24 protein-coding genes are annotated in these 22,790 nt (G+C 63.3%); 20 read left to right on the forward strand and 4 right to left on the reverse strand.

The genetic code is table 11. The features are described from left to right. Positions 1 to 43: 43 nt before the first annotated feature. The 3 genes from NKI85_RS12610 to NKI85_RS12620 form a co-directional block, all read right to left on the reverse strand. Entirely contained in the window at positions 44 to 688 is a 645-nt protein-coding gene (locus NKI85_RS12610) for a dihydrofolate reductase family protein (RefSeq protein ID WP_352525315.1), read from the reverse strand. Positions 689 to 1,002: 314 nt separating this feature from the next. Then, a complete protein-coding gene (gene hemB / locus NKI85_RS12615) occupies positions 1,003 to 2,034 on the reverse strand; it encodes a porphobilinogen synthase (RefSeq protein WP_352525313.1) in 1,032 nt (343 codons plus the stop codon). A gap of 85 nt (positions 2,035 to 2,119) precedes the next feature. Next, the gene (locus NKI85_RS12620; RefSeq protein WP_352525312.1) at positions 2,120 to 2,944 is read right to left on the reverse strand and encodes a DUF8605 domain-containing protein; all 825 of its coding nucleotides are present in this window, start codon (positions 2,942 to 2,944) and stop codon (positions 2,120 to 2,122) included. 146 nt (positions 2,945 to 3,090) lie between these two features. Between NKI85_RS12620 and NKI85_RS12625 the strand changes: the two genes are divergently transcribed. The 18 genes from NKI85_RS12625 to NKI85_RS12710 all read left to right on the forward strand — a co-directional run bounded on the left by NKI85_RS12625 (position 3,091) and on the right by NKI85_RS12710 (position 19,548). Further along, positions 3,091 to 4,134, forward strand: coding sequence for an enoyl-CoA hydratase/isomerase family protein (locus NKI85_RS12625; protein WP_352525310.1), 1,044 nt, complete (start codon positions 3,091 to 3,093; stop codon positions 4,132 to 4,134). Continuing rightward, positions 4,131 to 4,553, forward strand: coding sequence for a DUF6163 family protein (locus NKI85_RS12630; protein ID WP_352525309.1), 423 nt, complete (start codon positions 4,131 to 4,133; stop codon positions 4,551 to 4,553). The genes NKI85_RS12625 and NKI85_RS12630 overlap by 4 nt, the downstream gene beginning before the upstream one ends. A gap of 202 nt (positions 4,554 to 4,755) precedes the next feature. Continuing rightward, a complete protein-coding gene (gene ldtR / locus NKI85_RS12635; RefSeq protein WP_023674486.1) occupies positions 4,756 to 5,271 on the forward strand; it encodes a transcriptional regulator LdtR in 516 nt (171 codons plus the stop codon). A gap of 339 nt (positions 5,272 to 5,610) precedes the next feature. After that, on the forward strand, positions 5,611 to 6,864 hold the full coding sequence (locus NKI85_RS12640) for a L,D-transpeptidase family protein (protein ID WP_352525307.1): 1,254 nt from the start codon (positions 5,611 to 5,613) through the stop codon (positions 6,862 to 6,864). Positions 6,865 to 6,993: 129 nt separating this feature from the next. Continuing rightward, the gene (locus NKI85_RS12645; protein ID WP_352525306.1) at positions 6,994 to 8,640 is read left to right on the forward strand and encodes a Na+/H+ antiporter; all 1,647 of its coding nucleotides are present in this window, start codon (positions 6,994 to 6,996) and stop codon (positions 8,638 to 8,640) included. Positions 8,641 to 8,756: 116 nt separating this feature from the next. Continuing rightward, positions 8,757 to 10,070, forward strand: coding sequence for a serine hydroxymethyltransferase (gene glyA / locus NKI85_RS12650; RefSeq protein WP_352525305.1), 1,314 nt, complete (start codon positions 8,757 to 8,759; stop codon positions 10,068 to 10,070). 69 nt (positions 10,071 to 10,139) lie between these two features. Further along, on the forward strand, positions 10,140 to 10,712 hold the full coding sequence (locus tag NKI85_RS12655) for an invasion associated locus B family protein (RefSeq protein ID WP_352525304.1): 573 nt from the start codon (positions 10,140 to 10,142) through the stop codon (positions 10,710 to 10,712). Between the two features lie 153 nt (positions 10,713 to 10,865). Next, entirely contained in the window at positions 10,866 to 11,360 is a 495-nt protein-coding gene (nrdR, locus tag NKI85_RS12660) for a transcriptional regulator NrdR (protein WP_352525302.1), read from the forward strand. A gap of 2 nt (positions 11,361 to 11,362) precedes the next feature. Then, positions 11,363 to 12,493 carry a bifunctional diaminohydroxyphosphoribosylaminopyrimidine deaminase/5-amino-6-(5-phosphoribosylamino)uracil reductase RibD gene (gene ribD / locus NKI85_RS12665; RefSeq protein ID WP_352525300.1) on the forward strand — a complete coding sequence of 377 codons (1,131 nt, stop codon included), beginning with the start codon at positions 11,363 to 11,365 and terminating at the stop codon, positions 12,491 to 12,493. Positions 12,494 to 12,503: 10 nt separating this feature from the next. Continuing rightward, a complete protein-coding gene (locus NKI85_RS12670; protein WP_352525298.1) occupies positions 12,504 to 13,121 on the forward strand; it encodes a riboflavin synthase in 618 nt (205 codons plus the stop codon). Further along, complete coding sequence (locus NKI85_RS12675) at positions 13,121 to 13,345, forward strand: hypothetical protein (RefSeq protein WP_352525296.1); 225 nt, start codon at positions 13,121 to 13,123, stop codon at positions 13,343 to 13,345. Before NKI85_RS12670 ends, NKI85_RS12675 begins: the two co-directional genes overlap by 1 nt. A 26-nt stretch (positions 13,346 to 13,371) precedes the next feature. Beyond that, on the forward strand, positions 13,372 to 13,866 hold the full coding sequence (gene ribH, locus NKI85_RS12680) for a 6,7-dimethyl-8-ribityllumazine synthase (RefSeq protein WP_352525294.1): 495 nt from the start codon (positions 13,372 to 13,374) through the stop codon (positions 13,864 to 13,866). Next, positions 13,863 to 14,363, forward strand: a complete 501-nt coding sequence (nusB, locus tag NKI85_RS12685; protein ID WP_352525293.1) for a transcription antitermination factor NusB — start codon at positions 13,863 to 13,865, stop codon at positions 14,361 to 14,363. The genes ribH and nusB overlap by 4 nt, the downstream gene beginning before the upstream one ends. Next, entirely contained in the window at positions 14,360 to 15,577 is a 1,218-nt protein-coding gene (locus NKI85_RS12690; protein WP_352525292.1) for an MFS transporter, read from the forward strand. The genes nusB and NKI85_RS12690 overlap by 4 nt, the downstream gene beginning before the upstream one ends. A 159-nt stretch (positions 15,578 to 15,736) precedes the next feature. Then, complete coding sequence (osmF, locus tag NKI85_RS12695; protein WP_352525290.1) at positions 15,737 to 16,648, forward strand: glycine betaine ABC transporter substrate-binding protein OsmF; 912 nt, start codon at positions 15,737 to 15,739, stop codon at positions 16,646 to 16,648. A gap of 43 nt (positions 16,649 to 16,691) precedes the next feature. Then, positions 16,692 to 17,867 (forward strand): ABC transporter permease, encoded by a 1,176-nt coding sequence (locus NKI85_RS12700; protein ID WP_352525288.1) that lies wholly within the window; start codon positions 16,692 to 16,694, stop codon positions 17,865 to 17,867. Continuing rightward, entirely contained in the window at positions 17,864 to 18,802 is a 939-nt protein-coding gene (locus NKI85_RS12705; protein WP_352525286.1) for an ABC transporter ATP-binding protein, read from the forward strand. The genes NKI85_RS12700 and NKI85_RS12705 overlap by 4 nt, the downstream gene beginning before the upstream one ends. Beyond that, entirely contained in the window at positions 18,799 to 19,548 is a 750-nt protein-coding gene (locus tag NKI85_RS12710) for an ABC transporter permease (RefSeq protein ID WP_352525284.1), read from the forward strand. Before NKI85_RS12705 ends, NKI85_RS12710 begins: the two co-directional genes overlap by 4 nt. Positions 19,549 to 19,572: 24 nt before the next feature. Here the strand turns inward: NKI85_RS12710 and NKI85_RS12715 are convergent, their stop codons facing one another. Continuing rightward, positions 19,573 to 19,806, reverse strand: coding sequence for a hypothetical protein (locus NKI85_RS12715; protein ID WP_352525282.1), 234 nt, complete (start codon positions 19,804 to 19,806; stop codon positions 19,573 to 19,575). 79 nt (positions 19,807 to 19,885) lie between these two features. Here NKI85_RS12715 and NKI85_RS12720 point away from each other — a divergent pair, with 79 nt between their 5' ends. Then, positions 19,886 to 20,386 carry a DUF2165 family protein gene (locus NKI85_RS12720; protein ID WP_352525280.1) on the forward strand — a complete coding sequence of 167 codons (501 nt, stop codon included), beginning with the start codon at positions 19,886 to 19,888 and terminating at the stop codon, positions 20,384 to 20,386. A gap of 254 nt (positions 20,387 to 20,640) precedes the next feature. Further along, positions 20,641 to 22,782 carry a sodium-translocating pyrophosphatase gene (locus NKI85_RS12725; protein ID WP_352525279.1) on the forward strand — a complete coding sequence of 714 codons (2,142 nt, stop codon included), beginning with the start codon at positions 20,641 to 20,643 and terminating at the stop codon, positions 22,780 to 22,782. The last annotated feature ends 8 nt before the right edge of the window (positions 22,783 to 22,790 follow it).

The following is a 22,790-nucleotide window of genomic DNA, read 5'->3' on the forward strand; positions in this document are numbered from 1 at the left end:
GAGCGAGGAAGGCGCTGCCTCAGTGGCGGCGCCCTGCAACAAGCTAGGCGCGCTTGATGATGACGTGCGTTGCATTCGACGTCGCAACCTGGTCGCTGCACCGGTAGCCGAGCTTGAGCATGTCAATGCCGGCAAAAAGGTTCTCGCCTGAGCCGAGCAGCATTGGCGATATCGCCAGATGCATGTCGTCGATGAGCTTTTCCTGGAGATATTGCCGGATCGTGGCGACGCCACCGCCCAGCCGTACATCCTTGCCGTCAGCCGCTGCTTTCGCCTTTTCCAGCGCTGAGTGGATACCGTCGGTCACGAAATAGAAGGTCGTGCCGCCCTCCATGACGATAGGGTCCCGCGGATGATGCGTGAGCACGAAGACCGGCACATGATAGGGCGGATTGTCCCCCCACCAGCCTTTCCAGCTTTCATCCTTCCAGGGTCCGCGGATCGGCCCGAACATGTTGCGGCCCAGGATCCACGCCCCGATATTTTCGAAACTGCGCGCCGCGAACGCGTCGTCCGTGTCCGTGGTCCCGCCATCTTTGCCAAACATGTCGCGGAAGGTTCGGGTGCCGATCATCCATTTGTGCAGGGCTTCCCCGCCGACACCCAGCGGGTTCTTCAGATCCTGATCGGGACCGGCGCCGAAGCCGTCGATCGACAGGGTGAAAGCTTTGACAGTCAGCTTGGGCATGATTTCCTCCTAACCAGTTGTGATTTGCAATCGGTAATTTTCTAGCTTGACTGATTGCGTTTCGCAAGCGGTATTTTCGGGCGGCGAGCAGCGGCGGCGCAGCTGCGCAATCGCTTCAGACAATAGGGGCCGCGACCTCGCCGCACTTTCTGCAACGCTGGCAATTGGCGAAACTTTTGTGAAGGCGTCTTTCTCCCGTCACTATACGGCGAGAAATGCCCGGCAGGGCAATGAGGGGCAAACCTGACATGATCTCCCTGCGGCGAGGACGAAAACGAAGGAGCGTTACTCGACGTTGGCGCTACGGAGGCGCATCACCCCTTCAGCATCTCAGCCACTTCCGGCGCGAAGTAGGTCAGGATGCCGTCGCAGCCGGCGCGCTTGAAGGCCAGCAGCGATTCCAGCATCGCCCTGTCGCCGTCGATCCAGCCATTGGCGGCGGCCGCCTTGATCATCGAATATTCGCCCGAGACCTGATAGGCGAAGGTCGGCATCTGCAACTCGTCCTTCAGTCTGCGGATGATGTCGAGATAGGGCAGGCCGGGCTTGACCATCAGCATGTCGGCGCCCTCGGCGAGATCCTGCTCGGCCTCGCGCACCGCCTCGTCGGAATTGGCGTGATCGATATAATAGGTCTTCTTGTCACCCTTGAGCAGGCCGGCAGTGCCGACCGCCTCGCGATAGGGCCCGTAAAAGGCGGACGCGAACTTCGTCGCGTAGGACATGATCGCCACGTCCTGAAACCCATTGGCGTCGAGCGCATCGCGGATGGCACCGATACGGCCATCCATCATGTCGGAGGGCGCGATGATGTCGGCCCCCGCCGCTGCCTGGATGACGGCCGCCGCCGTCACCTGCTCCACCGTTTCATCATTGACGATGATGCCGTCGCGCAAGATGCCGTCATGGCCGTGCGAGGTGAACGGGTCGAGCGCGGCGTCAGTGATGATGCCGATCTCCGGGACGGCATGTTTGATGGCGCGTGTGGCGCGGTTGATGATGTTTTCCGGATCGAGGATGTGCGAACCGGTCTGGTCGCGCAGGCTGAGCTCGACGTTGGGAAAGGTGGCGATCGCCGGAATGCCGAGCTTTGCCGCCCGCTCGGCCTCCTTGACGGCGAGATCGAGCGACAGGCGGAAGACGCCCGGCATGGCGGCGATCGGTTCGCGCACATTCTTGCCGTCGACGACGAAGATCGGCCAGATAAGATCGTCGACCGAGAGCCGGTTCTCCTGGACAAGGCGGCGCGACCAGTCGGCCTTGCGCATGCGCCGCAAACGGCGGCTGCCGGTGATCTCGTCGACGCTGCGCGCGCCGGCAGGCCTTGCGGGGGTGAATTTGTTCATCGCCAAAACTCCGGATCGGCGGCTTTTACCACGAGCCTCCACCGCTGACCAATGCGACACGATTGTGCCAGGGCTTGTTCGAATCCTACTCCGGTTGGCCGTTGCCGGACAGCACCTGCGCCGCGCCGCGGATGGCGACGCGAAATGCCTCGTCGAAGCTGACGCCGCGCACTTGCCATCTATAGGCTTTGGCATTCATGGCAAGCCGCCAATCGGCTATCCAGCCCAGTTCCTTGTCGCTCCAGATGATGCTGCCGGCAAGCGCCTGGTCGCCACCGGCTTTTCTGGCAAGCTGATCCAGTGTCGCCATATCGGCATGGCTGAGGCTCCGGTCGTCCAGCTTTGAGGCGGAGAGCAGCGACGCTTCGGGAAATACAATCCGCATGATCAGCGGACCGGTGGCGTTGGCGAAGGATTCGCGCATCGGCGCCCCACGCTGATCGTCGGCGGTCAGCGCGAAGTGCCTCGCGCCTTGCTCCGCCACCAGAAAAATTGCCAGGCGTGGCCGCTCGGCAAGCCGTGGCTTGCTGCCCAGCGCTGCAAGCACCGGATCGATAACGTCAGGCTTGTACAGGCAGGTGAGATCGTGCGGCCGGTCATGAGTGCCTTGTTCGTCATGGACCGGAATGCCTTCCAGGCGGTCGTGATAGCGGAATCCGGCAACGAAACTGCCGGCCTTGTCGCGCAGCGCCGCCATATCTGGTCTTTTCGGCAGCCGCTGGTCGCCGGAGACACGGACCAGCACCGCATCGAGGCAGGCCTTGAAACCGATCTGGCGGTTCTCTTCGCCCTGGCCGGTGACGATGGTCTGCGATTGGTAGAGCTCGTCGACGGTTGCGGCCGATACGGGAGAAGCGGTCGCACCGATCAGGCCGACCACCACAACAGCAAGGCACGGCAACCAAGGCAAGGGCTCAAACTCCGGTTCAAAGAACCAGCTTTAGCACCGGCTGCTGCCAACGGCCAAGCAGCGGGATTGGCCGCCGCCATTGACGCGGCCATGCAGCACGCTTTAGCACTTCATTCCCGCGGGGCGCGGGGAGGGAGTCTCTGGCGATGGATTTTGGCGGAGGCGACGAGATTCGCTTCGAAAGATTGGGCAGGGCCGGCGTCGTCACGCTGACGCGGCCGCAGGCGCTCAATGCCGTAACCCATCGCATGGTCCAGGCGCTGGACAAGGCGCTGCGCAGCTGGGAACGCGACGACCGTGTCGACGTCGTCATCGTCAAGGCCGAGGGCAGGGCGTTTTCGGCAGGCGGCGATATCCTCCACATCTACGAGGCCGGCCGGGCAGGAAAGCCTCCGGTCGATTTCTTCGCAGACGAATACCGGTTGAACGCCCGCATCGCCCGTTTCAAAAAACCCTATGTCGCGCTGATCGACGGCATCGTCATGGGCGGCGGCGTCGGCATCTCCTTCCATGGCTCGCAGCGGGTGCTGACCGAGAACGCACAGTTCGCCATGCCCGAAGTCGGCATCGGCTTTTTTCCGGATGTCGGCGCCAGCCATCTGTTGCCGGATCTCGGCGGCAGCTTCGGCATGTATCTTGCGCTGACCGGCAACCGCATCCGCTGTGGCGATGCCTTGTGGTCGGGCCTCGCCACGCATACGATCAAGGCGGAGGATCAGGCCGGCTTTCTCGACCGGCTGGCTGCCTCAGGCGATCCGGAATCGGTGCTGCGCGGCTGCTTCGTCCCGGCCAAACGCGAGACCGACAGGCCGACGCTGGAAGCCATCGCCCGGCACTTCGCGCAGCCGTCGCTGGCCGATATCATCGCCAGCCTGGAGCGGGCAGCCATCGCCGACGAATTCGCGGCAAAGACGCTGGCCACCATCCGCACCCGCTCGCCGACCAGCCTGCATGTCGCCTGGCGCCAGATCAGTGCCGGGCTGACATTGTCGATGGACGAGTGCATGAAGATGGAGTTCCGTATCCTCAACCGCATGCTTGCCGGGCACGACTTCTATGAAGGCATCCGCGCCGCCATCATCGACAAAGGCTCGACGCCGCAATGGCGGCCGGCAGGCATCGATAAGGTCAGCGCCGCCGATATCGACGCCTATTTCGCATCGCTCGGCGAACGGGAACTGAAGCTGTGAGCGAGGTCGCCTCGAGACGCGTGGTGCTGCAGCCCTCGACGGTCGAGGTCATCTTCGCCTGGTTCCAGCGCGTCATCGCCGGCTACTGCCTGCTGTTCGGCGTCTTGTACTGGATCCGGCTGATCGGCTTTTATCCCGGCTCGCTGTGGCGCTTCGACCTTATGCCGGTGCACTGGCAGGTGGCGGCGGTGGTGCTGGCGGTGTTTTTTCCATTCGCCGCCGCCGGCCTGTGGATGCTGGCGTCCTGGGGGCCGGTGATCTGGTTCATCTGCGCGGTGACCGAGAGCGTCATGTATGCCGGCTTCCCCGAGCTGTTCGGCCACCGGCTGCTGATCGTAGCCTCGCACCTTGCGGTGGCGCTGCTCTACATAGTGTTCCGCGTGGTGATCTGGATCCAGAAGCGGCAAGCCCGGCGATAGCAATTCCGGCCAGAATCATTGGCTAAATCTTTAGGTTAATTATCCTTGCTCGGGTGACTGTCCGTTAAGCCTCTTTCGAAACCCCTTACCGGTAAGCTCTTGTTAGCCTTGGCGTTTAAGTCGAATTTTATGAGTATTCGATAGTGTCGCGATCAAGGTGAAGAACAAAAAATCACCGGGCGACAAACGAGAGGCAAAGACAATGATCAATTCGCGTCCGGCGGCGAAGACCGCCAACGTATCCGATGACCGCCGCGAGGCGATCCGTTCGCTGTACATGGAATCGCTGCAGCTGGTCGAGCGGCTGCATCGCCGTCTGCTTGATGTGATCAAGGACGAATTCGACCGCAACGGCCGCTCCGACATCAACGCCATCCAGGCGCTGCTCCTGTTCAACATCGGCAACTCGGAGCTGACCGCCGGCGAACTGCGCTCGCGCGGCTATTATCTCGGCTCGAATGTCTCCTACAATCTGAAGAAGCTGGTCGATCTCGGCTTCATCAATCACCAGCGCTCGCGCATCGACCGCCGTTCGGTGCGGGTCTCGCTGACGCCGAAGGGCAATGAGGTGGCGGAAGTCGTCGCCGGCCTTTACGAACGCCATGTCGGCTCGATCGAGCAGGTCGGCGGCATCAATACCGAAGAGTTCAAGCAGATGAACCGCGCCCTGCAGCGGCTCGACCGCTTCTGGAACGATACGATCGCGTATCGGATGTAATCGCATCCGCTGCATCAAGATCTGAAGCCATGCCACGGAAGCGCTGCCGCGGAGCAGATCAAAGGCCGGTGCCGAAAAGCACCGGTCTTTCCGTTTCGTCAGGCCGGCCGATTCAAATTCGAGCAACAGCCACGTTGCCGCCATATTCCAGTGGAACCGAAGATGCGGGTGATGCTGGGGCCAAAGCCGCGCATTTGTCCTGTGCTCAAGTCACTTCCCATGTGTTTTTACACCGAAGTGATGCGGGCCATGGTTGGCTAATTGTTAAGAAAGCCAACTCTAGAGTGCGGGCGAGACCGCCCGGTGAGTTGAATTGTAGCAAGAATGTCTGGAACGTCCATGAGAACCAGCCGCCGTTTCTTCCTTTCAGGGGCCTCCGCGCTCGCAGCCGCTATCGTCGCCGGCCGCGCCAGTGCGCAGGATGTGATCGGCGACATCCTGAAATCCTCGGCACGCGGCAATTGGGACGACCAGTTCGACGCCCGCCCCAGCCAGGGCGGCAAAGTGGCCTCTACGCTGCCAATCTTCAGCCTGCAGACCGTTTCGTTTACCGAGCAGGCCGTCGCGCAATACCAGAACATCGTCGCCCAGGGCGGTTGGGAGCCGGTTCCCGACACCAAAAAATTGCAGCTCGGCGTCGATGATCCCGACGTGGTCCCGCTGCGCAAGCGTCTGATGATTGCGGGCGATCTGGCGCAGAGCGCCGGCATTTCGACAGCTTTCGATTCCTATGTCGACTCCGCGGTCAAGCGCTTCCAGGCGCGCCATGGCCTGCCTGCCGACGGGACGCTGGGCCAATATTCTTATGCCGCGATGAATGTTTCGGCGCCAATTCGGCTCGGCCAGTTGCAGACCAATTTGCAGCGGCTGCGCGAGCGCGCCGGCACGCTGGGCAACCGTTACGTCCTGGTCGACATCCCGGGCGCTCAGATCGAGGCGGTCGAGAACGATCGCGTCGTGCTGCGCCATACCGCGATCGTCGGCAAGATCGACCGCCAGACGCCGATCGTTAATTCCAAGATCAACGAGATCATCGTCAATCCCTACTGGAACGCGCCGGTCTCGATCGTGCGCAAGGACATCATTCCGCTGATGCGGAAGGACCCCAACTATCTCAAGGACAGCCACATCCGTCTGTTCGCGCCGGATGGCAGCGAGGTTGATCCGTTGACCGTTGACTGGTCGACCGACGACGCCGAGAAGTACCGCTTCCGGCAAGATCCGGGTGCTGGCAATGCAATGGCCTCGGTCAAGATCAATTTCCCCAGCCCGGACGGCGTCTACATGCACGACACGCCGCAGCAGAGCCTGTTCGGCAAGATGATGCGCTTCGATTCCTCGGGCTGCGTGCGCGTCCAGAACGTGCGCGATCTCGTCACCTGGATTCTGCGCGACACGCCGGGCTGGAATCGCCAGCACTTCGAGGCGGCGATCAAGAGCGGCGAGAACGTCCCGGTGCAGGTCACCAATCCGGTGCCGGTCTATTTTCTCTACATCTCGGCCTGGTCGACGGGACCGGGCGTGGTGCAGTTCCGCGATGACATTTACGGCCTCGACGGAGCCAACGAGCTGCAGATCACATCGGCGCTCTAAAGATCTGATTTCTTTCTGAAAAGGCCGCCGGCGAGGGCGGCCTTTTTCGTTGCTGGGTCTCTCGGGGCAATCTTTGCTGGACCGATCGCCGGGCAAAAGGACGCGCGGCGCCGTAGTCGGAATCGCATCATGCATGTCGCTATGTTCATTCTGGTCGTGCTCATCTTTGTCGCGGTTTCCGGCGCGCTGGTCCGGATGGTGCGGGTGCCGCTGCCGGTGCTGCAGATCGCTATCGGTGCAGCACTCGCCTGGCCGGTGCGCGGCATGCATGTCGAGATCGATCCTGAGCTGTTCCTGCTGGTGTTCATCCCGCCGCTGCTGTTCGGTGATGCCTATGGAGCGCCCAAGCGCGAACTGATCGCACTGCGCGGGCCGATCCTCGACCTAGCCATCGGGCTGGTCTTCTTCACCATTGTCGGCTTCGGCTACGCCTTGCACTGGCTGGTGCCGAGCATCCCGCTCGTCGTCGCTTTCGCGCTTGCTGCGGTGCTGTCGCCCACCGATGCGGTGGCCGTCTCCTCGATCGTCGACAAGAGCGTGATTCCGGCCCGGCTGATGCATATTCTGGAGGGCGAGTCGCTGCTCAACGACGCGTCGGGCCTCGTTATGTTTCGCTTCGCCGTGGCAGCTGCATTGACCGGCAGCTTCTCCTTCGCAGCCGCGTCAGTAACCTTCCTCTACGCCGTCGGAGCCGGCATCCTGGCCGGCGTGGCGGCGTTGTTCGTCGCCGCCAAGGTGCTGCAATTGCTGAACCGTATCGGCGGCGTTCCGGCCGAGGCGCAGGTGCTGGTCATGGTCCTGCTGCCGTTCATCGCCTATCTCGGCGCCGAGCATGTCGGCGCCTCGGGCATTCTGGCGGCGGTCACCGCCGGGTTGCTCACCGGCGGCTCCGGGATTTTCCGCTTTCTCGGCGTCTCGGCGCGCATGCAAACGATATCGCTGTGGACGACGCTTTCCTTCGTTTTCAACGGTGCCCTGTTCATCCTGCTTGGGCTGCAGCTTCCCGAAATCATTGGCAACGTGCCGCCTGAACTCGGCAGCCGCTATCCGGTCATCCAGCCGATCGCCACCGTGGTCGCGCTGACGCTATGCCTGATCGGGCTGCGTTTCCTGTGGATCTGGATCGGCGATATCGCGACGCGCCTCTCGGCGCGATTGCGCAAGCGCAAGGCCGAGCCGTTCGGGCTGCGCGTTCGGATCGCCGGCTCTGTCGCCGGCGTGCGCGGCGCCATCACGCTGGCCGGCATCCTGTCGCTGCCGCTCGCCATGCCGGACGGTTCGCCCTTTCCGGCGCGCGACGTGGTGGTCTTCCTCGCCGCCGGCGTCATCATCTGCTCGTTGCTCATTGCCAGCCTTGCCTTGCCCAAGGTGGCACGTGGGCTGGTCGAGCCGGGCGAGGATCCTGGCGCTGCCGAGGAGCGTCTTGCGCGTGTCGGTGCGGCCAGGGCCGCCATTGCCCGCATCGAGAGCATGGCCGGCGCGACCGACGGCGACGAACGGGAAATACCCGGCGCCCGGCTTGCCGCCGCCGACAGCATCGTCGCCGGCTACCGGCGCCGCATCGCTGCCTCCGACGAGGCGGACGAGGCGCGCGCCGAGGCCCGCGAAGCCGGACGGCTGGAGCTCGAATTGAGGCTGGCCGGCATCGAGGCTGAACGCGCGGCCGTGCGCGCAATGTTTCGCAGCGGTCAGATCAACGACCATACGATGCAGGCGCTGTTCACCGAAATCACGCTCACTGAGGCGTTGCTGAAGGGCCGGCAGGCAAGGAAATAGAGACCTGCCAACCCCGCTGCCGCAATCCGGCCAGCAAATTTCGCGCTGCAAACGTGGCGGGCCGAAAGCAACTGTGTTAATGGCGCGACAGACCCCGAACTTGAGGATTTCAACCCATGGCAACAGCAGCGGCAGTGTCGAACAAATTCGAATCCTTCTTCGAAACCACGCTTGCCGATGCCGACCCCGAGATTTTCGGCGCGATCCGCAACGAACTCGGCCGCCAGCGCCACGAGATCGAACTGATTGCCTCCGAGAACATCGTCTCGCGTGCCGTGCTCGAGGCGCAAGGGTCTATCATGACCAACAAATATGCCGAGGGCTATCCGGGCAAGCGCTACTATGGCGGCTGCCAGTTTGTCGATGTCGCTGAGGGCCTGGCCATCGAGCGCGCGAAAAAGCTGTTCGGCTGCAACTTCGCCAACGTCCAGCCGAATTCCGGCAGCCAAATGAACCAGGCGGTGTTCCTGGCGCTGCTGCAGCCCGGCGACACCTTCATGGGCCTCGACCTCAATTCCGGCGGGCACCTGACGCATGGCTCGCCGGTCAATATGAGCGGCAAGTGGTTCAAGGTCGTATCCTATGGCGTGCGCAGGGACGATCATCTGCTTGACATGGACGCGATCGAGAAGACCGCCCATGAGACCAAGCCGAAGCTGATCCTGGCCGGCGGCACGGCCTATTCTCGCGTCTGGGACTGGAAGCGTTTTCGCGAGATCGCCGATTCGATCGGTGCCTATCTGATGGTCGACATGGCCCACATCGCCGGTCTGGTCGCCGGCGGCATGCATCCGTCACCGCTGCCGCATGCCCATGTGGTGACCACCACGACGCACAAGTCGCTGCGCGGCCCGCGCGGCGGCATGATCCTGTGCAATGACGAGGACATCGCCAAGAAGATGAATTCGGCCGTCTTCCCCGGCCTGCAGGGCGGTCCGCTGATGCACGTCATCGCCGCCAAGGCGGTGGCCCTTGGCGAGGCGCTGAAGCCGAGCTTCAAGGCCTATGCGGAGAGCGTCGTCGCCAATGCCAAGACGCTGGCCTCCAGCCTGCAGGAAACCGGTCTCGACATCGTGTCCGGCGGCACCGACAACCATCTGATGCTGGTCGATCTACGTCCCAAGAACGCCACCGGCAAGCGCGCCGAGGCTGCCCTTGGCCGCGCCAACATCACCTGCAACAAGAACGGCATCCCCTTCGATCCGGAAAAGCCCTTCGTCACCTCGGGCGTTCGGCTCGGCACGCCGGCCGGCACCACGCGCGGCTTCGGGCAGGCCGAGTTCCGCGAGATCGGCAAGCTGATCGCCGAAGTGCTGGATGGGCTGAAAGTTGCTAATTCCGACGAAGGCAATGCTGCAGTCGAGGCGGCGGTCAAGGCCAAGGTAGCGGCATTGACCGATCGTTTTCCACTCTATCCATATCTTGGTTGACCGACGCCGGGTGTCATCTGTGTCCGTGACAACCCCGGTGCGGCAGCACGGCAACTGCGGAGACGCTTTATGATGCAAACTCTCCGTTTCGCCGGCTTTGGCGTCGTGCTCACACTCGCCACCTTGCAGGGGGCCGCCTTGGCGCAGACCGAGCCGACCCCGGCAGCACCCAAGACAGAGACCTTCGGCAGGTGGTCCATCACGGTGGACGAGGTCAACACCGGTGAGGATGTGCGCAAGACCTGCGCCGCCTCGACGGTCTTTTTCGACGCAAACGGCACCAGCGGCACCCTTACGCTGGCCATCTCGAATGGCGACGTACTGCCGCCCGAGGGCTATCCGAGCCTCATCATCGCCGTGAAAAACAGTGATTTGCCCAAAGGCGAGAACATCCCAGTGGTGTTCCGCGACGTCAACGACAAGATCAAGACCAGTTTTCATCTCAGCGCCGATGGACAGTGGATGATGAACAACAAGACCGAGACCACGCTCGCGGTCCTGCGTGCCATGCGCCGTACCAGCGCCCTCGATGTCAGCTTCGCCGACAAGCCGGTCGCGACCATATCGATGGACGGCTTCACCAAGGCCTATCGCTATCTCGGCACATCCTGCGGCTTCCCGACCGGCGACGTCGCGCCCTGATCGGCGTATCGCCGGCCAACTGACTGCCGCTCTCGCAATTTTCCTCGTGCTTCGCTATCTCTGAGGCGCGAGAGGCCGTCTCCGACGCTTTGCCACCGTCACAAAAACCTCTAAGCCTTTCGCTCCACGAGAATCGCGAACCGAAGGCTCTCCATGCGCTGCCCCTATTGCCAGTCCGAAGATACGCAGGTGAAGGATTCGCGCCCCGCCGAAGACGGCGCGGCGATCCGCAGGCGGCGCGTCTGCCCAGATTGCGGTGGCCGCTTCACTACTTTCGAGCGCGTGCAATTGCGCGACCTCGTCGTGGTGAAGAAGTCTGGACGCAAGGTGCCGTTCGACCGCGACAAGCTGCTGCGTTCGGTCGAGATTGCCGTCCGCAAGCGCAATGTCGACCCGGAGCGCATCGACCGCGCGGTGACCGGCATCGTGCGCCAGCTCGAAAGCTCGGGCGAGACCGAAGTGGCCTCGGGGGAAGTCGGCCGGCTGGTCATGGAGGCGCTTAAGTCGCTCGACGATGTCGCCTATGTGCGCTTTGCCTCCGTCTACCGCAATTTCCGCGAGGCCAAGGATTTCCACGACGTGCTGGGCGAGCTCAAAGGCGACGAGCTCAAGGGCGAAGAGGTGAAGAGCGAAGAGGACGCCGGCTGAGCATGGCACGGTCCCAGCGCAGCACCGCCGAGCAAGAGCTTCTCGATCGCCGCTATATGGCGGCAGCCCTCAGGCTGTCGCGCAAAAATGCCGGCCGGACCTCGACCAATCCTTCCGTCGGCACGCTGATCGTACGCGACGATGGCGACGGGCCGATGATCGTAGGCAGCGGTGTCACTGCCGTCGGTGGCCGGCCGCATGCCGAAACCGAGGCGCTGGCCGAGGCCGGCGAATTGGCGCGCGGCGCCACCGCCTATGTGACGCTGGAGCCTTGCGCGCATCACGGCCGCACGCCGCCTTGCGCCAATGCGCTGGTCAGTGCCGGCGTCGCGCGGGTGGTTGGCGCCGTCAGCGATCCGGACCCGCGTGTTTCCAGCAAGGGCTACGCCATCTTGCGTGCCGCTGGTGTCGAGGTGGTCGAAAAGGTGCTGGCCGCCGAGGCCGCAGAGCAGATGGCCGGCTATTTGATTCGATCTATTAAAAAACGTCCGGAAGTGATCCTGAAGCTTGCGCTTTCGAGCGACAATAAGATCGGCGTGAAAGGTGAGGGGCAGGTCTCCATCACCGGCGATATTGCCCGGCGCGAAGTCTATCTGATGCGCGCCGAAGCCGATGGCATATTGATCGGCATCGGCACGGCGCTGGAGGACGATCCGGCACTGACGGTGCGGCTGCCGGGACTTGAGAACCGTTCGCCGGCGCGCATCGTGCTTGACCGCCAGATCAGGCTGCCGGAGACCTCGAAACTGGTTGCCGGCGTCGACCGTGTTCCGCTCTATGTCGCGGCCTGCGCCGAGGCCGATCCGCACCGGCGGGCCGCGCTCGAACGCGCCGGCGTGCGCTTCATCGGCACTGAGACGTATGAAGGCGATATTGCGCTGCCGGAACTGCTCGAGGATCTGGCGGCACTCGGCATGGCCAGCGTCCTGATCGAGGGCGGCGCCAAGGTCGCCAAGGCCTTCCTCGCCGAACAAGTAGTCGACCGCATCGTGCTGTTTCAGGGGCCGGACGCGATCGGCGAGGGCGGCATTGCATCGCCGATCGATGCCAACCATATCCCGCCAGGGTTTCGTAAATTGCGCGACATGCGTTTCGGCGAAGACACGTATGCCGAATGGATAAGGGACATCTAGGGCCAAGCCGATGTTTACTGGGATCGTCACCGACGTCGGCACTGTCGCTGCCGTGAAGCCGCTCAGGGAAGGCGTCGGTTTGCGCATCGACACCGCCTACGATCCGCAGACCATTGCTATCGGCGCCTCGATTTCCTGCGGCGGCGTCTGCCTGACGGTCACCGCATTGCCGGAAGATGGCGCCAACGCACGCTGGTTCGAGGTCGAGGCCTGGGAAGAGGCCCTCAGGCTGACCACCGCGATGGGCTGGAAATCCGGCACGCGTATCAACCTGGAACGTGCGCTGAAGATCGGCGACGAGCTTGGCGGCCATATCGTGTCCGGCCATGTCGACGGCATGGCCGAGATCGTGGCGCGCAAGGAAGAGGGCGACGCCGTTCGCTTCACCCTGGAAGCACCGCGCGACCTCGCCAAATTCATCGCCCCCAAGGGTTCCGTCGCGCTCGACGGCACTTCGCTCACTGTCAACAAGGTCGAAGGCACCCGCTTCGACGTGCTGTTGATCCACCATTCGCTGACCGTCACCACCTGGGGCGAGCGACAGGTCGGCGACCGCGTCAACCTCGAGATCGACACCATGGCCCGCTACGCGGCGCGACTGGTGGAGGCGGCGAAGGAGGGGCTTTGATGGACAAGAGCGGACGGACTTCCAACCTGGAGGAGCAACTGACGCGCGGGGCAATGGCCGATGTGGACGCCGGCCGTGTGATTGATCACCGGTTGGTACAGGCTTGGGCTTCGAGCCTCGGTACCAGTCATCCGCTTCAGGTGCCGCGCTGGGAACAAGACAGTTCCGCAGACCTTTCCACCTTCGGCAATCTTCCGCTTGCGATCAAACCGGCTTCGGCCTAAGTCACCGGCGATCCCCGGAGACATCTATGGCTGGCACCTCCCAACACGGCAAAGCGTTCATCCGTCCGAAGAAGAAAGCGCACCTTCTTGTCATCGAGGCGCGATTTCACGACGATCTTGCCGACGCGCTGCTCGAAGGTGCGACCAGCGCGCTCGACGAAGCGGGCGCGACATACGATGTCGTCACCGTTCCTGGCTCGCTCGAAATCCCGGCGGTGATTTCCTTCGCGCTCGACGGCGCCTCCGAAGGCGGGACGAGCTATGACGGTTTCGTCGCCCTCGGCACGGTGATCCGCGGCGACACCTATCATTTCGATATCGTCGCCAATGAATCCAGCCGTGCGCTGATGGACCTGTCCGTGCAGGACTCGATCTGCATCGGCAACGGCATCCTGACCACCGAAAACGACGAACAGGCCTGGACGCGGGCCAGGCGTTCGGAAGGCGACAAGGGCGGCTTTGCAGCGCGTGCGGCGCTGACCATGATTGCGCTCAAGCAGCAGTTGGGAGAGCGATCGTGAGCGAACCCGCTTCGCCCGGCCAGCCTGCGGTTCGCCACGCCAACAAGCGCGGTGCTGCCCGACTGGCCGCCGTACAGGCGCTCTACCAGATGGATGTCGCCGGCAGCGGCGTGTTTGAGACTACCGCCGAATACGAGGCGTTCAGGCTCGGCAAGGAAGTCGATGGCGCGCTCTATCGCGAAGCCGATGCGCAATGGTTTCGCGCCATTCTTGCCGGCGTCGTCGAGCACCAGAAGACCATCGATCCGATCATCCGCCAGGCGCTGACCGAGGACTGGCCGCTGTCGAGGCTCGATTCGACGTTGCGCGCCATATTGCGCGCCGGCGTCTACGAGCTGATGAAGCGCGAGGACGTGCCGGTGGCGGTCATCGTCTCCGAATATGTCGACATCGCCAAGGCATTTTACGAGGAAGACGAGCCGAAACTGGTCAATGCGGTGCTTGATCGCGTGTCGCGCCGGGTGCGTGGCGAGGGCCGCGGCAAGGACGCCTCATGACTGCTGTCGTCGCCGTTGAGGCGGGCAAGGAAGCGCGTCGCACCGCCTTCATCCTCGCAGCCTCGCAGGCGATCATCGGCTCGGCCGCACCCATCGCCATTTCCATGGGCGGATTGGCCGGGCAGTACCTGCTCGATGCTGACAAGTCGCTGGCAACCGCGCCGATCACCGGTTTCAATGTCGGCGTGGCGCTCGGTTCCCTGCCGGCCGCGGCGATCATCCGCCGGCTCGGCCAGCGCGACGGCTTCATGACCGGCACAGCGGTCACGGCGCTTGGCGGGCTGGTCGCCACGCTGGCGCTGTTTCATGCCAGCTTCTGGCTATTCGCTTTCGGCTTGGCCGTGATCGGCATCGGGGGCGCCTTCGTCCAGCAGTTCCGCTTTGCCGCCGCCGACAATGCGCCGCCTGAATTCAAGGCGCGCGCCATCTCCTTCGTGCTGGCCGGCGGCATCGTCACCGCCATCCTTGGGCCGCAGATCGTCATCTTCACCGGCGACCTGTTCTCGCCGGTGAAGTTTGCCGGCTCGTTTGCGTCCATCCTGGTGCTGGCGGCGGTTGGCGCCGCCATTCTCTCTTTGTTGCGCATCCCGGCCAAGGCAACCGACAAGGTGGAAATCGCCGACAGCGACGCCCGGCCGCTCTCGGAAATCGTCACCAGGCCGCGCTTCGTCGCGGCGCTGTTTTGCGCCGTCGGCAGCTACGCGCTGATGAGCTTCGTCATGACCGGCGCGCCGCTGGCCATGGTCGGCTGCGGCCTGTCGACGGACGACGCCACGCTCGGCATTTCCTGGCATGTGATGGCGATGTTCGCGCCGAGCTTCTTCACGGGGTCGCTGATCTATCGCTTCGGCGCTGAGCGGATCGTGGCCATCGGCCTGGTGCTGCTGATTGGCTGCGCCATAGTGGCGCTGTCAGGGTTGGCACTGTGGCAGTTCTGGACGGCGCTGATCCTGCTCGGCCTTGGCTGGAACTTCAGCTTCATCGGTGCCACCGCCATGGTGGCCGACAGCTACCAGTCATCCGAAAAAGGCAAGGTCCAGGGGTTCCACGATTTCGTCCTGTTCGGCTCCGTTGCCTTCGCCTCGCTGATGTCGGGGGCGGTCTACAATGCCTGGGGCTGGGAGATGTTGAACTGGATGATTTTCCCGGTCGTCGTGCTGTGCTTCGTGGCACTGGGCGTGTTGAAGATGACGGGTTTGCGCGCGGCCAACTGACGTCACGCTGTCGGGACGAGGCAACAGCGGAGTCACTCGCATCCGAACAAAATTATTGCGCCCATCCCCCTTCTTATGAAACCGTGTACCCCGACGGGGCATCGAAGCCATGCTCATATGCGGCAGCCGTATTCCGGTTCACAGCAAGGGATTTGTGAGATGTTTTCAATCAGGGTTCTGGCCGGCGCTGTACTAGCGCTCGGAATTGCGTTGGCCTCGGCGAGTGCCCAGGTGGTGGTGTCGTCGAAGATCGACACCGAGGGCGGCGTACTCGGCAATATCATCCAACTGGTGCTGAACGCCAACAATATCCAGACCACCGACCGCATCCAGCTCGGCGGCACACCTGTGGTGCGCAAGGCGATTACAGCCGGCGAGATAGACATCTATCCGGAATACACCGGCAACGCCGCCTTCTTCTTCGAGAAGGCCGACGATCCGGTGTGGAAAGATGCCGCCAAGGCCTACGAGACTGCCAAGAAGCTCGACTACGACGCTAACAAGATCGTCTGGCTGTCACCGTCACCGGCCAACAACACCTGGGCGATCGCCCTGCGCAAGGAAGTCGCCGATACCAACAAGCTCGTCACCCTCTCCGACTTCGGCAAATACGTCTCGGGCGGCGGCAAGGTGGTGCTGGCGGCCTCTGCCGAGTTCGTCAATTCGGCGGCCGCGCTGCCCGCTTTCCAGAAGACCTATGGCTTCACGCTGAAGCCGGACCAGTTGATCACGCTGTCGGGCGGCGATACGGCGGCGACCATTGCCGCTGCGGCCAACCAGACCAACGGCGCCAACGCCGCCATGGTCTACGGCACCGACGGCGGCATCGCGCCCTCCGGCCTCGTCGTGCTTGAAGACGACAAGGGTGTGCAGCCGGTCTACCAGCCGGCGCCGATCATCCGCGAGGCGGTGCTGAAGGAGCATCCCGAAATCGAGACGTTGCTGAAGCCGGTCTTCGCCAAGCTCGATCTCGTCACGCTGCAGGAGTTGAATGGCCGCGTGCAGGTTGGCGGCGAGCCGGTCAAGGGCGTCGCTGAGGACTTTTTGAAAAAGAACGGCTTCCTGAAGTAAGGCGATTCCGGCGCTCCGCTTTCGAGGTGCGCCGGATCGGCCGATGGGGGAGGGCGTGCGCATCCGGTTCGACAAGCTCGGCGTGGTCATCGCGGCGATATCGGCCTATGCGGCTTTTGCGGCGCCATTCGCCACCTTCCGCGCCAATCGCATCGTACCCGGTGAGGCGCGCTCGATCCTCGAATCTTTGCCCGCGACGGTCGGTCCGCTGTTGATGGCGATTGTTGTCGCAGCGGCGCTCATTGCGCTGCTGAAAACGCCGCTTGCTCTGCGCCTCGCCGCCAGTGTGGTTGCACTTGCGGCGCTGGCGCTGCTGATCGGCGTTGCCGGCAGCTTCCTGACGCCCGCCGGCAACACCTTCGCCCGTATCTCGCCGGCTTCGGGCTTCTGGCTGCTTATCTTCGCCTTCACCCTTCTGCTCGCCGACGTGCTTACAAGGCTGTACCTGTCGCCGCAGGCACGGGTCGGCGTGCTTGTTGTCGCCGCAGCGGCGATCGGCCTGCTGCTCGTCTCGGGAAGCTGGAACAGCCTGTCGATCCTCAAGGAATATTTCAATCGCTCCGATAGTTTTTGGGCGGAAGGCTCCAAGCACGTGACGTTGGCGCTGGGTTCGCTGGCGGCTGCGGTGATTATCGGCCTGCCGCTCGGCATCCTCTGCCATCGCGTCGAGAAATTGCGGGCCGGCGTGCTCAACGTGCTGAACATCATCCAGACCATTCCTTCGATCGCGCTGTTCGGCCTCTTGATCGCACCGCTCGGCTGGGTCGCTTCGCATGTGCCGGGTGCTGCCGCGCTCGGCATTCGCGGCATCGGCACAGCGCCGGCTTTCGTCGCCCTGTTCCTCTATTCGCTGCTGCCGGTGGTGGCCAACACCGTGGTCGGCCTTGCCGGTGTGCCGCGTGCCGCCAACGACGCAGCGCGCGGCATGGGCATGACCGACCGCCAGCGGCTGTTCGACGTCGAGTTTCCGCTGGCCTTCCCGGTGATCCTCACCGGCATCCGCATCGTGCTGGTGCAGAATATCGGCCTCGCCACGATTGCCGCGTTGATCGGCGGCGGCGGCTTTGGCGTGTTCGTGTTCCAGGGCGTCGGTCAGACGGCGATGGACCTGGTGCTGCTGGGGGCCGTGCCCACGGTGGCGCTGGCCTTCGCCGCCGCCATCATCCTCGATGCAGTGATCGAAATGACCGCCAGCAAGCGCAGGGTTGAAACGGCATGATCGAGATCGAAGGCATCACCAAGCGCTACGGCGAGACGACAGTCGTCGACGACGTGTCGATAGTAGTCGAGCCGCGCAGCATCGCCGTCATCGTCGGCACCTCCGGCTCCGGCAAGACGACGCTGCTTCGCATGATCAACCGGCTGGTCGAGCCGACATCGGGCGTGATCAAGCTCGACGGCGCCGACAACCGCTCGGTGCCGGATTATGAGCTGCGTCGCAGCATCGGCTACGCCATCCAGGGCCACGGCCTGTTTCCGCATCGCACGGTGGCGCAGAATATCGCCACGGTACCGGTGTTGCTCGGCTGGGATGCCAAACGCATCAAGCTCCGTGTCGACGAGCTGATGACGCTTTACCAGCTCGACCCGGAAGCCTACGGGCCACGCTATCCGCATGAGCTTTCCGGCGGCCAGCAGCAGCGCGTCGGCGTCGCCCGCGCGCTTGCCGCGGAACCCAACGTGCTGTTGATGGATGAGCCGTTCGGCGCGCTCGATCCGATCATCCGCAACAAGGCGCAGGAGGATCTGCTGGCGATCCAGAAGCGCTTCGGCACCACTATCATCCTTGTCACCCATGACATGGAAGAGGCCGTGCATATGGGCGACAAGATCGCGGTAATGGATGGCGGCAAAGTGGTGCAATATGCCGGGCCGGCCGAGATACTGGCGAAACCGGCCAGCGCGTTTGTCGAGACCCTGGTAGGCGCCAGCGAAAAACCGTTCCGGCTGTTGTCGCTTGGCCGGGTTCGCGACGCGGTGGAAAAAGGCACGGCCGCAGGTGAGGCAATCCCCGGTGACGCCAGCCAGCGCGACGCACTGGCCGAACTCCTGTGGTCGGGCCGCCCGGCGCTGCCGGTGAAAGATACCGACGGCAAGCCGCTTGGCCGCGTCACGGTGGACGGGCTGGTTAAGCGCGCGGCGAGGCCGGCATGAAAGCCTGGCTTCCGTCGCTGCTCAGGCTTGCCCTGGTGGTGCTACTTATTGCCTTCGTCACCAATCCCGGATGGTTCGAACCGCTGCTGAAGCCGCTGACCGAGAACAACGCGCCGGTAATCTACAATCAGGGCAGCCTGTTGACGCTGACGCTGCTGCATCTGCGGACCGTGCTGATCGCGACACTGGCCGCGACCTTCGTCGCGGTCGCGCTCGCCATCCTGGTCACCAGGCCGGCCGGCGTCGAATTCCTGCCGCTGTCGCGCAGCCTGGTCAATATCGGCCAGACGTTTCCGCCGGTGGCGGTGCTGGCATTGGCGGTGCCGGCTGTCGGCTTCGGCGAGAAGCCGACGCTGATCGCACTGTTTCTCTACGGCCTGCTGCCGATCTTCGAGAATGCGCTGACCGGTCTGACCACGCTGCCGGAGAATGTAGTCGAGGCGGCGCGCGGCGCCGGCATGACCGGCTGGCAAAGGCTGGTCAAGGTCGAACTGCCGCTCAGTGCGCCGATCATCCTCGGCGGCATCCGGCTGTCGGTGGTGATCAGCCTCGCCACGGCGACCATCGGCTCGACGGTGGCGGCGAGGACACTGGGCGAGGTGATCATCGCCGGCCTGCTGTCGAACAACCTCGCCTTCATCCTGCAGGGCGGCCTGATCGTCGCCGCCCTTGCCGTGCTGATCTATGACGGGCTGTCGGCGATCGAGCGCTACACCGCGCGGCGCATGGGACGCGAGGTGGAGTAGCCTCTCGGGCAAAGTTCGTTCTTTTCAGTGGCCGCTCGAACGCGCCGGATGATCGAGCGTCAGTTCGAGCCTTGTGCCCGTCTCGCTGGTGATCCAGCGACGGCGGATGATGGCGAAATCGTGCTGTGTACCGGCTCCCACCACGGAGACAAGGTCGCCCACGGCACAATGTCTGTCGAGATCAAGGGCTTCGACAGTCTCGGCAATGTCTTGCTTGCCGGCATAATGTCTCGCGACAGCCGTGAGCACTATGATCACTGGACTCCCCGTTGCGCGATCTTCGGGACTCGGCGATTGATGAGTGCGATGCTCCGATCTTTCAGCAGGAGTTCTTGCCATGACCGCGCGTTTCTCCAAGATCGTCATGTGTTTGTGTCTGGGGGCTTTCGCCTTCCTCGTCGCCTTTGGCAACATCACCGATTACGGCTCAAACTTCGCCTTTGTCCAGCATGTGCTGAGCATGGATACGACCTTTCCCGGCAATGCGCTGATGTACCGCTCTATCACCAGCCCAGCCTTGTGGACGGCAGGCTACTGGCTGATCATCCTTGGCGAGGCGCTGACCTGCCTGCTCTATCTGATCGCCGCCTGGCAACTCTGGCAGGCGCGCAACGCCAGCGGACAGGCTTTCAATGATGCCAAGACGTTCGCCATCATAGCCGCCACCATGGGTTTCCTCGTTTGGTATTTCGGCTTCATGGTCGTTGGCGGCGAGTGGTTCGCCATGTGGCAGTCTTCGACATGGAACGGTCAGGAAGCTGCGTTCAAATTCTACATGACAATGCTGGCGGTGCTGATCTTCGTCATCCAGCCGGACCGCGACCTGCGCAAAGCCTGACCGGTCGTTCGCCGATTTCAATCGATCTAATCGGACGGCAGTGTCGAGAGGCGCGCTGCCGTCCAGCCTTTTGGGCGAAACCCGGGGTCTTTTGGGGGAAAGCCGGGCAAAAACCGAACAATATCTTGACGTTCCGAGCCCTGTTTCGCATAAGCCGCTGCGAAGGGACGGATTCCGGTTGCGGAAAATTCGTCCCCTGTCTCAACGGCCCGGGGAGGGGTTCTTTTGGGCCACCAATCGAGGAAAATTCGGCAATGACCATAATTTCAGCTGTCATCGCCTGCGGTCTGCTTTCAGTCCTTTACGCCATCTGGGCGACACGTTCGGTCCTCGCGGCCGATCAGGGCAATGCACGCATGCAGGAAATTTCCGCGGCCATCCGCGAAGGCGCGCAGGCCTATCTGGCGCGCCAGTACACCACCATCGCCATCGTCGGCGTCGTGGTCCTGCTGCTCGCCTGGTGGCTGCTTTCGATCACCGCCGCCATCGGCTTCCTGATCGGCGCCGTTCTATCGGGCGCCGCTGGCTTCATCGGCATGCACGTCTCGGTGCGCGCCAATGTGCGCACCGCGCAGGCCGCCTCCAACAGCCTTGCTGCCGGCCTTGAGATCGCCTTCAAGTCGGGCGCCATCACCGGCATGCTGGTTGCTGGCCTGGCCCTGCTTGGCGTTTCGATCTACTATTTGATCCTCACCCAATTCATGGGCCTTCAGCCCGATGACCGTGTCGTCATCGACTCGCTGGTTTCGCTCGGCTTCGGCGCCTCGCTGATCTCGATCTTTGCCCGTCTCGGCGGCGGCATCTTCACCAAGGGCGCCGACGTCGGCGGCGATCTCGTCGGCAAGGTCGAAGCCGGCATTCCCGAAGACGATCCGCGCAACCCGGCCACCATCGCCGACAATGTCGGCGATAATGTCGGCGATTGCGCCGGCATGGCCGCCGACCTGTTCGAGACCTATGCGGTAACCGTCGTCGCCACCATGGTGCTCGCCGCCATCTTCTTCGGCGGCACCGCCGTTCTCGGTGCAGCTATGCTCTATCCGCTGGCCATCTGCGGCGCCTGCATCCTGACCTCGATCGTCGGCACCTTCTTCGTCAAGCTCGGTTCCAGCGGCTCGATCATGGGCGCGCTCTACAAGGGCCTGATCGTCACCGGCCTGCTGTCGATCGTCGGCCTTGCCGTCGCCACTTCGGCATGCATCGGCTGGGGCGAGATCGGCACTGTCGCCGGCATGGCCATCACCGGCACGAACCTGTTCATCTGCGGCCTGGTCGGCCTTTTGGTAACCGGCCTGATCGTGGTGATCACCGAATATTATACCGGCACCAACAAGCGCCCGGTGAACTCGATCGCCCAGGCCTCGGTCACCGGTCACGGCACCAACGTCATCCAGGGCCTCGCGGTCTCGCTGGAATCGACGGCGTTGCCGGCGATTGTCATCGTCGGCGGCATTATCTCGACATACCAGCTTGCCGGCCTCTACGGCACGGCGATCGCGGTGACGACGATGCTTGGCCTCGCCGGCATGATCGTCGCGCTCGACGCCTTCGGCCCGGTTACCGACAATGCCGGCGGCATTGCCGAAATGGCCGGCCTGCCCAAGGAAGTGCGCCAGTCCACCGACGCGCTCGACGCGGTCGGCAACACCACCAAAGCGGTAACCAAGGGCTACGCCATCGGTTCGGCCGGACTTGGCGCGCTGGTGCTGTTCGCGGCCTACTCTAACGACCTCAAGTTCTTTGCCGCCAATGGCGACAAATACCCCTACTTCCAGGGCATGGGCGAGGTCTCCTTCGACCTCTCCAATCCTTATGTCGTCGCCGGCCTGATCTTCGGCGGCCTGATCCCGTATCTGTTCGGCGGCATCGCCATGACCGCCGTCGGCCGCGCCGCGGGTGCTATCGTCCAGGAGGTGCGCAAGCAGTTCCGCGAGGATCCGGGCATCATGGCCGGCACCTCGAAGCCGAACTATGCGCGCGCCGTCGACCTTCTGACCAAGGCAGCGATCCGGGAGATGATCGTTCCATCATTGTTGCCGGTGCTGGCGCCGCTGGTGGTCTATTTCGGCGTCCTCCTGATCTCCGGTTCGAAGGCATCCGCCTTTGCCGCCCTCGGCGCCTCGCTGCTCGGCGTCATCGTCAACGGCCTTTTCGTTGCCATCTCGATGACCTCCGGCGGCGGTGCCTGGGACAACGCCAAGAAGTCGTTCGAAGATGGCTTCGTCGACAAGGACGGCGTCAAGCACCTCAAGGGCTCCGAAGCGCACAAGGCCTCGGTGACCGGCGACACGGTTGGCGATCCCTACAAGGATACTGCTGGCCCGGCGGTCAACCCGGCGATCAAGATCACCAACATCGTCGCGCTGCTGTTGCTGGCCGTGCTCGCGCACGGCTAAGCTCGGTC

The organism is Mesorhizobium sp. M0571 (assembly GCF_040320985.1).
GTDB lineage: Bacteria > Pseudomonadota > Alphaproteobacteria > Rhizobiales > Rhizobiaceae > Mesorhizobium.